Raw genomic sequence first — 8,878 nt, forward strand, 5'->3', positions numbered from 1 at the left:
GTCGGGGGAGCACCGGCGGGACGGGGCGCGGCACCGGGGCCCGCGACAGGCGCACCCGGGCCCGCGACGGGAGCGCCGGGCCTGGCTCCAGGGCCCGCGACAGGGGCACCGGGCGCGGCACCCGGACCCGCGACGGGCGCACCGGGCCTGGCTCCAGGGCCCGCGGCAGGCGCACCGGGCGCGGCACCGGGGCCCGCGGCAGGCGCACCCGAAGCCGCGGCTCCAGGGCCCACCGTGGGCACGGTGCCGGATGGGCGGGTCGGAGCACCCGGACCCGCGGCAGGCGCACCCGGAGGAGTGGCTCCTGGGCTCACCGTGGGTACGGTGCCGGATGGGCGGGTCGGAGCACCCGGACCCGCGGCAGGCGCACCCGGAGCCGCGGCTCCAGGGCCCACCGTGGGCACGGTGCCGGACGGACGGGTCGGAGTACCCGGACCCGCGGCAGGGGCGGCACCGGGAGGACGGGGCGCCGTGGGGCCGGAGGCCGGAGGAGGTGGCGCCGCCTGCGTGCGCGAGGCCGACGCGAACGAGACGCCGTTCAACTCCTTCAGCAGGAACGCCACGCGCAGCAGGTGCTCCGCGTCCTGCGGCACATCCTGGAGCAGCTGCCCCAGCGAGCGCACCCCGTCGATGAAGGCCAGCGCGCGCACCTCGTGCGGCGTCAGGCGCAGGTCGCTGGAGGCCACCCGGCCCCCGGACTTCATGATGGGCATGGGCAGCACGTAGGCCAGCCGCCGCTTGAGGTCCGCCGTCGGCACGCGGCGCACCTGGTCGCTGAGCAGCGCCCAGCGGTTGCCCAGCGGCATCGCCTTCTGCGCGGGCAGGTCGCGCGCCTCGAAGGTGAACGTCCCGGACTCCGCCCGCAGCGCCTTGCCCAGGATGCCCAGCGCCCGCTGCGCCAGCTGCGTGAACGCCGTGGCCGGCTGGAGCAACCCCAGCCCGAACAGCGCCGCGAGCAGGTCGCCCCCGAAGCGCTCCTTGGAACCCTCCGCCTGCTGGAGCTGCTCCGCCGTCAGGAGCCGCGCCCCCATCAGCGACACGCCCAGCGCGTCCTCCGCGTGCGACGAGTCCACGAACTCCGGACTGCCCTTGCGGAAGTGGATCGACAGCGCGCGGTCCGAAAGCCCCAGCGTCAGCAGGCCCGTCTGCTCGCCCGCGGCGATGCGCCCATACAGCTGCATGGGCGAGTACTGCTGGAGCTGCCCCTGCGGCGGAACCGTGTTGGTTCCGTCATCCGCCGGAGGCTGCGGAGCCTGCGGGGGCGCGGCCGGACGGGCCGCCGCGGCCGGAGCCGCCCCCGCACCGGCGGGAGCTCCCGGCGGACGGGCCGCCGCGACAGGAGGGCCCGGAGGCCGAGCGGCGGCGACAGGACGTCCCGCGGCGTCGACGGCCGGACGCGCCGCTCCGGGACCGGGGCCCCGCATCGCGCCAGGGCCCGCCATGGGCATGGCACCCGGACCCGCCATGGGCGCGGCACCGGGACCCGCCATGGGCACGCCGGCCGGACCCGAGGCGGGCGCGGCGGCAGGACCGGGCGGAGGCGGAGCGATGGCGGCGGGCGCGGATTGCAGCAGCGACGCGGGCGCGCCGTCCCCCCACAGCTCGCGGGGGAACGCGTCCCGCACCTCCGGGAAGCGCCACGGGAAGGCGAACTGCAGCCCATCGTTGGAGACCTGGAGCTTGCCCTGGATGGAGCCGCTGTCGATGAGCAGCTCGATGGTCGCCCCCGTCAGGGGCCCCCACGTGGTGCCTCGATCGTTGCGCACCCAGTACTGCCGGACCTCGCCCTCCGCCATGTGCCGTCCTGCTCCCACTCCCTCGACCGCCGGGAAGAAGAAATTTTATCGCTGCCCGCGCCCACGTCCAAGCGGACGTCCTCGCGAGCGGGCGGGCAGGCGTTTCAGGGCGTGGCGCCCTCCATCGCCGCCAGCCCCACGCTGGCCAGGCACGCCGCGTCGGCCTGCTGCTCGGCGGGCGGGTCGAAACAGTACACCTCGCTGTCGAAGATCTTGCAGATACCCGCTGGGGTCCCCGAGCACGCCACCTTGCTGTAGGCCGTGGTGCAGTTGTAGCCGCACACCGGGCCCGTCTCGCTCAGCTTGCACTGGGGCGCGGGCAGGCCCTTGCCCCACGCGCAGAGCGCCGCGGGCGACGGGTCGAAGCAGGTGACATGGCCGTTCTGCGCCTTGCACACGCCCAGGGGTGTCTTCGCGCACCGTACCCCCTCGGAGGCGTTCACGCAGTTGAAGCCGCACGCCACCTGCAAACCGTTGCTGACGCACTGCGCACGAGGCACCTGCCGGCCGAACACCGCGAACACCGCGGCGGGCGGGTCGAAGCACGTCACGTTGCCGCCCTGGCTGCGGCACACGCCCGCGGGCGTCCTCGCGCACTGCACCTTGCCGAAGTCCGTGACGCACCCGTAGCCGCAGCCCACCACCCCGTCGATGGTCTTGCACTCCGACTCCGGCAGCCCGGCGCCGTACGCCTTCACCACGTAGGCGGGCGGGTCGAAACAGACGGCCTGCCCGTCGATGACGGTACAGCGGCCCTGGAGCGTCTGGGCGCACCGCACGCGCTGTCCATCCGACTTGCACGCGTAGCCACAGGACACGTGCCCGTCGATGGAGCGGCACGTGGCGGTGGTCGCGTCAGGCGGCGAGGGCGGCGCGGCGAGCGTCAGCGCCAGCACGGTCATCAAGGTCGCGAGCATGAACCGCATTGACCCCCAAGCGTCAGCGCGACGCAAGCAACCGGCCGGGACGGCGTGCCGTCCGGGTGATAAGCGGGCGCCATCGTGGACCTGGACGTCAGCGCGTTGAAGTTGGGGCTGTTGTGTGTCGCCGCGCTGAGCGCCGGCTTCGTGGACGCCATCGCGGGAGGCGGCGGGCTGATCACGCTGCCCGCGCTCCTGACGGCGGGCCTGCCCGCGCACGTGGCGTTGGGCACCAACAAGGGGCAGTCCGTATTCGGCTCGGGCGCGGCCATGGTGCGCTTCGCCCGCGCGGGCCTGGTGGACGGGCGGCTTGCCCGGGTGACGTTCCCCTTCGGCCTCATGGGCGCGTTCGGTGGCGCGGCGTTGGTGCTGCTGCTCAAGCCGGAGGTGCTCAAGCCGCTGGTGCTGGTGCTGCTCATCGCGGTGGCGGTGTTCCTCGCCTTCCGCCGGACGCCGCCGAAGCGGGACGGCGTGGAGCCCTCACCGCGGCCGCGAGCGCAGGCCATCGGCGCGCTCATCGCGCTCTGCATCGGCACCTATGACGGCTTCTTCGGCCCGGGCACCGGCACGTTCCTCATCGTGGCGTTCTCGTCGCTCCTGGGCCACGGGCTGGCGCGCGCGTCCGCGGACGCGAAGGTGGTGAACTTCGCCTCCAACCTGGCGTCGGTGACGCTCTTCGCGCTCCGGGGCGTGGTGCTGTGGAAGGTGGCGCTGCCCATGGCCGCCGCGCAGTTCACCGGCGCGTGGGTGGGCGCGCACGTGGCGGTGAAGGGCGGCGACAAGCTGGTGCGCGTCGTGGTGCTGGGCGTGGTGGCCGCGCTGGTGCTGAAGCTGGGGCGCGACGTGTGGCTGGGCTGGGCGGCCTGAAGCGGCGTCAGCCGCCGCTTCAGCCGATGTGCACGAGCAGCGCCAGGCCCCGCTTCGCCACGGAGGCGGTGAACTTCTGGAGCTCCACGAAGTAGGAGAGCAGCTCCTCCAGCGGATCCACGTCCTCCGCGGGCTCCTCCTCGTCCCAGGTGCCGGGGTAGATGTCCTCCGCCTGGAGCCGGGCCGGGTCGAACCGCTTGCGCAGGTCCTCCACGGACGTCTTCTTCAGCGCCTCCGCCAGCGCCTTCACGGAGGCCGCGTCGAACACGCGCGCGGTGCCTTCATCCGACGGGATGTCGCCCACGTCCTCGCCGCCGCGCACGAGGAAGTCCAGCGGCGGCTGTCCTTCCCACGCCGTGCCGGTGAGCAGGTACTGGAGGCCGTGCCACGCCTCTCCGATGTCCAGCTCCAGGAAGGCCGCGCCCTTCGCGTCGCCGAAGTCCTCCTCGTCCTCCAGGAAGGGCTCCAGCGCTTCCGGCGCCTGCTGCAGGGCCTGGCGCTGCGTCTCGGTGGTGCTGCGCAGCGTGCAGAGCATCTCCATGGGGCGGCCTACTCCACGACGACGAGCTTGGCGTTGTTCTCCACGGCGGTGCCTTCCTTGGCGAACACCTCCGTGACCTTGCCGGCCTTCGGGCTCTTGAGCTCGTTCTCCATCTTCATGGCCTCCACGACCACGAGCCCCTGGCCCTCCTTCACTTCCTCCCCGACCTTGACCAGCACCTTCACCACCTTGCCGGGCATGGGCGCGAGGATGAGCTGCCGGCCCTCCACGGAGAAGCTGCCCGCCGCCGCGCGCATGCGCAGCTTGCGCTCATCCGCCACGTCGGTGCGGTTCACCTGCCCGCGCACCAGCGTGCCAATCTCGTCGCCGTTCTCCTCGAACTCGACGTTGTACGACTGGCCGTCCACCAGGAGCGACAGCGTGCCCGGGTCCACGGAGAGCGCGTCCACGTGGAACGACTGGCCGTTCACCGTGAGCCGGTAGCGGTCCTGGCCCAGCGACTCCAGGTCCACCGGCACCGCTTCCTTCTGGCCCTGCTGCTTCGTGAAGTAACGCATGGAGAAAAGGTCCTTCCTTTGGCTTGGGCAGGAAGTGGATCAGCGGCGGCGGCTCTTCAACGCCAGACGCCACGGGCTGATGCGGCCGCTGGCGTCACCACCACCGCTGCGCGACGGCAGCGTCTTCGCGCGCTTCTGGTCGCGCTGGAACGCGTGCAGCGTGCTGGCGAGCAGCGCCACCTCGCTGAGCTTGGGGTCCTCTTCGCCCAGCAGCGCCGTGTGGTGGCGCGTGAGGAAGCTGGTGTCGTAGTCCCCGCCCACGAACTCCGGGTGGGACAGGATGCCGTGCAGGTAGCGGATGTTGGTGGTGATGCCCTTCACCACGTACTCGGACAGCGCGCGCTTGGCCCGCGCGATGGCCTCCTCGCGCGTGGCGCCCCACACGGACAGCTTCGAAATCATGGGGTCGTAGAAGTTGGGCACCGTGAAGCCCGCGAACACGCCCGAGTCGTCGCGCACGTTCGGACCGCTCGGCACGCGCAGCGCGTGGATCTTGCCGGGGCTGGGCATGAAGTTGCGCGCGGGGTCTTCCGCGTACACGCGCACTTCGATGGCGTGACCGCGCGGCGTGGGCGCCTCGAAGAGGGGGAGCTTCTCACCCTCCGCGGCGCGAATCTGCATGGCCACGAGGTCCAGGCCCGTGACCCACTCCGTCACCGGGTGCTCCACCTGGAGGCGGGTGTTCATCTCCAGGAAGTAGAAGTTGCGGTGCACGTCCACCAGGAACTCCACCGTCCCGGCGCCCACGTAGTTGACGGCCTTGGCCGCCTTCACCGCGACCTCGCCCATCTTCGCGCGCATCTCCGCCGTGAGGATGGGGCTGGGCGTCTCCTCCACCACCTTCTGGTGACGGCGCTGCGCGGAGCACTCGCGCTCGTTCAGGTGGATGGTGTTGCCGTACTGGTCGGCGAAGACCTGGATCTCCACGTGGTGTGGCTTCTCCAGGTACTTCTCGATGTAGACCGCGTCGTTGCCGAACGAGCTCATCGCCTCGCTCTTGGCGGAGCGCCACGCGGAGTCGAAGTCGCCCATGCCCTCCACGCGGCGCATGCCCTTGCCACCACCGCCGCCGGCGGCCTTGAGCATGATGGGGAAGCCGATCTTCTGCGCGTACTCGCGGGCCTCCTCCAGGGTGGCGATGGGCTCCGTGGTGCCGGGGACGACGGGCACGCCCGCCTTGATCATGTTCGCGCGGGCGCGGGTCTTCTCGCCCATGGCGTCCATGGCGGCGGCCGGCGGACCGATGAAGGTGATGCCGGCCTTCTCGCAGGCGCGCACGAAGGACGCGTTCTCGGAGAGGAAGCCGTAGCCGGGGTGGATGGCGTCCGCGCCGGACTGCTTCGCGACCTCCAGGATGCGCTCCTGGACGAGGTAGCTCTCGCGCGAGGGCGGGGGACCGACGAAGTAGGCCTGGTCGGCGGTGCGCACGTGAAGCGCGGAGCGGTCTGCCTCGGAGTACACCGCCACGGTGGCGATGCCGAGGTCCTTGCAGGTGCGCATCACCCGGATAGCGATCTCGCCGCGGTTGGCGACGAGCACTTTGCGGATCTTGGGCATGGGCGCCCGTCTACCATGGGGCGCCCGGGATTGCCCGCCCCTACTTGCGCAGGTTCAGGTACTCATCCATCAGCTGCTTCGCCTGGGCGAGCTTCGCCTCCACGAAGCGGTCGTCCTCGTCCGGCTCCGGGGGCGTGGCGGGGTGCGCGGGGGCCTCCACCGGCTTGCCGTCCGGCCCGAAGTCCACCGCGGCCGCCAGCAGGTTGCGCGCCGCATTCCCGCTGAAGAGGCGGGCCAGGGCCGTCGTCTCCACGTCCAGCCAGCGCGCGGCCTGGCGCAGGACGTCCAGGTACTCGCCCTCCATGGCGCGGGGGGGGCGGCTGGGGGCGGCCATGCAGACGCGGGCGTAGCTGTGCTCCCGGTCCACGTACATGCCCATGGAACGGTCGCGGAAGTCCTTGGAGAGGGCCTGCGTCATCGCGTCCAGGTGCTCCTCGGGGGAGGACACCTTGCCGGACATCTTGCCGGAGACGAGGGGGATCTCCGCCACGTGCCAGCTGCTGTCAGCCAGCGCTTCCGGACGGGATTCCACCCACTTGACCTCCGGCATGGGCAGGTCGAGCCCCTCGCACACGCCCTTCAGCGTCTGACGCAGGGCGGTGAGGTTACCTTCGACGTCGGAGAGGAACAGGACGAGTCGGCGCTGCTGGGACACGTGGGGGGCTCCTTGAGTGGCCCCGTGAAAGCCCCGGCGTTAGCTGAGAATTTCCGGAAGTAGCGACGCCCGCCTGCTCCCCTGGCGACGGGAGGCGGGCGGGCGGGCTCCAGAACTTCTTGGGGACTACTTCTACAGCGGGATGTTGCCGTGCTTGCGGGGCGGGTTCTCCTGCCGCTTGTCCTTGAGCATCTCCAGCGCGCGGATGACCTTGGCGCGGGTCTCCTCCGGCCGGATGACCTCGTCGATGTAGCCCAGCTCCGCCGCCTTGAACGGGTTGGCGAACTTCTCGCGGTAGTCGTCCGTGAGCTTCTTGCGCTCGGCGTTGGCGTCCTGGGCCTTGAGCAGCTCGTTGCGGAAGATGATGTTCACCGCGCCTTCGGGGCCCATCACGGCGATTTCGGCGGTGGGGTAGGCGTAGTTGATGTCCGCGCGGATGTGCTTGGACGCCATGACGTCGTACGCGCCGCCGTAGGCTTTGCGGGTGATGAGCGTGATCTTGGGGACGGTGGCTTCCGCGTACGCGTAGAGCAGCTTGGCGCCGTGGGTGATGATGCCGCCCCATTCCTGGTCGGTGCCGGGGAGGAAGCCGGGCACGTCCACCAGGGTGAGCAGGGGGATGTTGAAGCAGTCGCAGAAGCGCACGAAGCGCGCGGCCTTCACGCTGGCGTCGATGTCCAGGCAGCCGGCGAGCACCGCGGGCTGGTTGGCGACGATGCCCACGCTCTTGCCGTTCATGCGCGCGAAGCCGACGACGATGTTCTTCGCGAAGTGCTCCTGCACCTCGAAGAAGTGCTTGGAGCCCACGATGGCGCGGATGATCTCCTTGATGTCGTAGGGCTTGTTCGGGTTCGCCGGGACAATGGACTTGAGCGACTCCTCGGCGCGGAACGGGTCGTCCTCGCACGGCTGGGCGGGCGGGTCCTCCTGGTTGTTGGAGGGCAGGAACGAGAGCAGCTCGCGCGTCATGGCGATGGCGGCCTGTTCGTTCTCCGCGGCGAAGTGGGCGACGCCGGACTTCTGGTTGTGCGTGAGCGCGCCGCCCAGTGCCTCCTTGGAGACCTCTTCGTGCGTCACCGTCTTGATGACGTCCGGGCCGGTGATGAACATGTACGACGTGTCCTTCACCATCATGATGAAGTCCGTGATGGCGGGCGAGTACACCGCGCCGCCCGCGCACGGCCCCAGAATGAGCGAAATCTGGGGGACGACGCCGGACGCCAGCGTGTTGCGCAGGAAGATGTCCGCGTAGCCGGCGAGGCTCTCCACGCCTTCCTGGATGCGCGCGCCGCCGGAGTCGTTGAGCCCGATGACGGGCGCGCCCACGCGGGTGGCCAGGTCCATGATCTTGCAGATCTTCTGGGCGTAGGCGCCGGACAGCGAGCCGCCGAAGACGGTGAAGTCCTGGGCGAAGACGAACACCTGGCGGCCTTCCACGGTGCCGTAGCCGGTGACGACGCCGTCGCCGAGGATCTTCTTGGCGCCCATGCCGAAGTCATGGCTGCGGTGGGTGACGAACTTGTCCAGCTCGCTGAAGGAGCCGGGGTCGAGGAGCAGGTCGATGCGCTCGCGGGCCGTGAGCTTGCCGGCCTCGTGCTGCTTGGCGATGCGCTCAGCGCCGCCGCCCTGCTCGGCCTGCTGCTCCATCTGCTGGAGCCGTGCGCGCAAGGGATCGTTCTCGGGGGTCGTGGCCATGGGGGGCCGCCTTAACACGACTTGGAGGGCGCTGGCAGCGCTTCCCTTGCCTCTGGAGGGGGGGACGGACGGCCGGGCTGTGGGTGCACGGGAGCCCAACGGGACGGAAGTTCAGGATTTCCGACACCGCGCCCTTCTGGCGGAGGGAGCAGGGGAGGTTGGCGATGCGTGGGAGGCCGGGAGCACTGCAGGTGGGGTCGTTCCGGGGGGTGCCCATCCGGGTCCACTTCTCCCTGCTCATAGCGCTGCCGCTCCTGGCGCTGTCGTTCGGCGGGGCGCTCGAGCGGGCGGCGGAGACGGCGGACGTGCCGCCGGAAGCACTGGGCGGG

Annotated in this window: 8 protein-coding genes; 1 reads left to right on the forward strand and 7 read right to left on the reverse strand. The window is 71.0% G+C overall.

The window, feature by feature from the left end; translation table 11 throughout:
* Together D7X32_RS46390 and D7X32_RS41020 are read right to left on the reverse strand one after the other, a co-directional pair.
* Positions 1–1,796, reverse strand: a 1,796-nt coding sequence (locus D7X32_RS46390) for a DUF4388 domain-containing protein (RefSeq protein WP_208752717.1), incomplete at its 3' end; no start/stop codon positions are given.
* 104 nt (positions 1,797–1,900) lie between these two features.
* Positions 1,901–2,713 (reverse strand): hypothetical protein, encoded by an 813-nt coding sequence (locus D7X32_RS41020; protein ID WP_120607958.1) that lies wholly within the window; start codon positions 2,711–2,713, stop codon positions 1,901–1,903.
* A gap of 84 nt (positions 2,714–2,797) precedes the next feature.
* Here D7X32_RS41020 and D7X32_RS41025 point away from each other — a divergent pair, with 84 nt between their 5' ends.
* Positions 2,798–3,583 carry a TSUP family transporter gene (locus D7X32_RS41025; RefSeq protein ID WP_120607952.1) on the forward strand — a complete coding sequence of 262 codons (786 nt, stop codon included), beginning with the start codon at positions 2,798–2,800 and terminating at the stop codon, positions 3,581–3,583.
* 19 nt (positions 3,584–3,602) lie between these two features.
* On the opposite strand, the gene D7X32_RS41030 is transcribed toward D7X32_RS41025, so the two are convergent.
* The 5 genes from D7X32_RS41030 to D7X32_RS41050 form a co-directional block, all read right to left on the reverse strand.
* Positions 3,603–4,124 (reverse strand): YfbM family protein, encoded by a 522-nt coding sequence (locus D7X32_RS41030; protein WP_120607953.1) that lies wholly within the window; start codon positions 4,122–4,124, stop codon positions 3,603–3,605.
* A gap of 8 nt (positions 4,125–4,132) precedes the next feature.
* Positions 4,133–4,642 carry a biotin/lipoyl-containing protein gene (locus tag D7X32_RS47715; RefSeq protein WP_120607954.1) on the reverse strand — a complete coding sequence of 170 codons (510 nt, stop codon included), beginning with the start codon at positions 4,640–4,642 and terminating at the stop codon, positions 4,133–4,135.
* A gap of 39 nt (positions 4,643–4,681) precedes the next feature.
* On the reverse strand, positions 4,682–6,199 hold the full coding sequence (locus D7X32_RS41040; protein WP_120607955.1) for an acetyl-CoA carboxylase biotin carboxylase subunit: 1,518 nt from the start codon (positions 6,197–6,199) through the stop codon (positions 4,682–4,684).
* Positions 6,200–6,239: 40 nt separating this feature from the next.
* Entirely contained in the window at positions 6,240–6,854 is a 615-nt protein-coding gene (locus tag D7X32_RS41045; RefSeq protein WP_120607956.1) for a hypothetical protein, read from the reverse strand.
* A 132-nt stretch (positions 6,855–6,986) separates the two neighbouring features.
* Positions 6,987–8,549, reverse strand: a complete 1,563-nt coding sequence (locus D7X32_RS41050; protein ID WP_120607957.1) for an acyl-CoA carboxylase subunit beta — start codon at positions 8,547–8,549, stop codon at positions 6,987–6,989.
* Positions 8,550–8,878 lie beyond the last annotated feature (329 nt).

Origin of the sequence: Corallococcus carmarthensis (assembly GCF_003611695.1) — a bacterium.
In the GTDB taxonomy this organism is placed as follows: domain Bacteria; phylum Myxococcota; class Myxococcia; order Myxococcales; family Myxococcaceae; genus Corallococcus; species Corallococcus carmarthensis.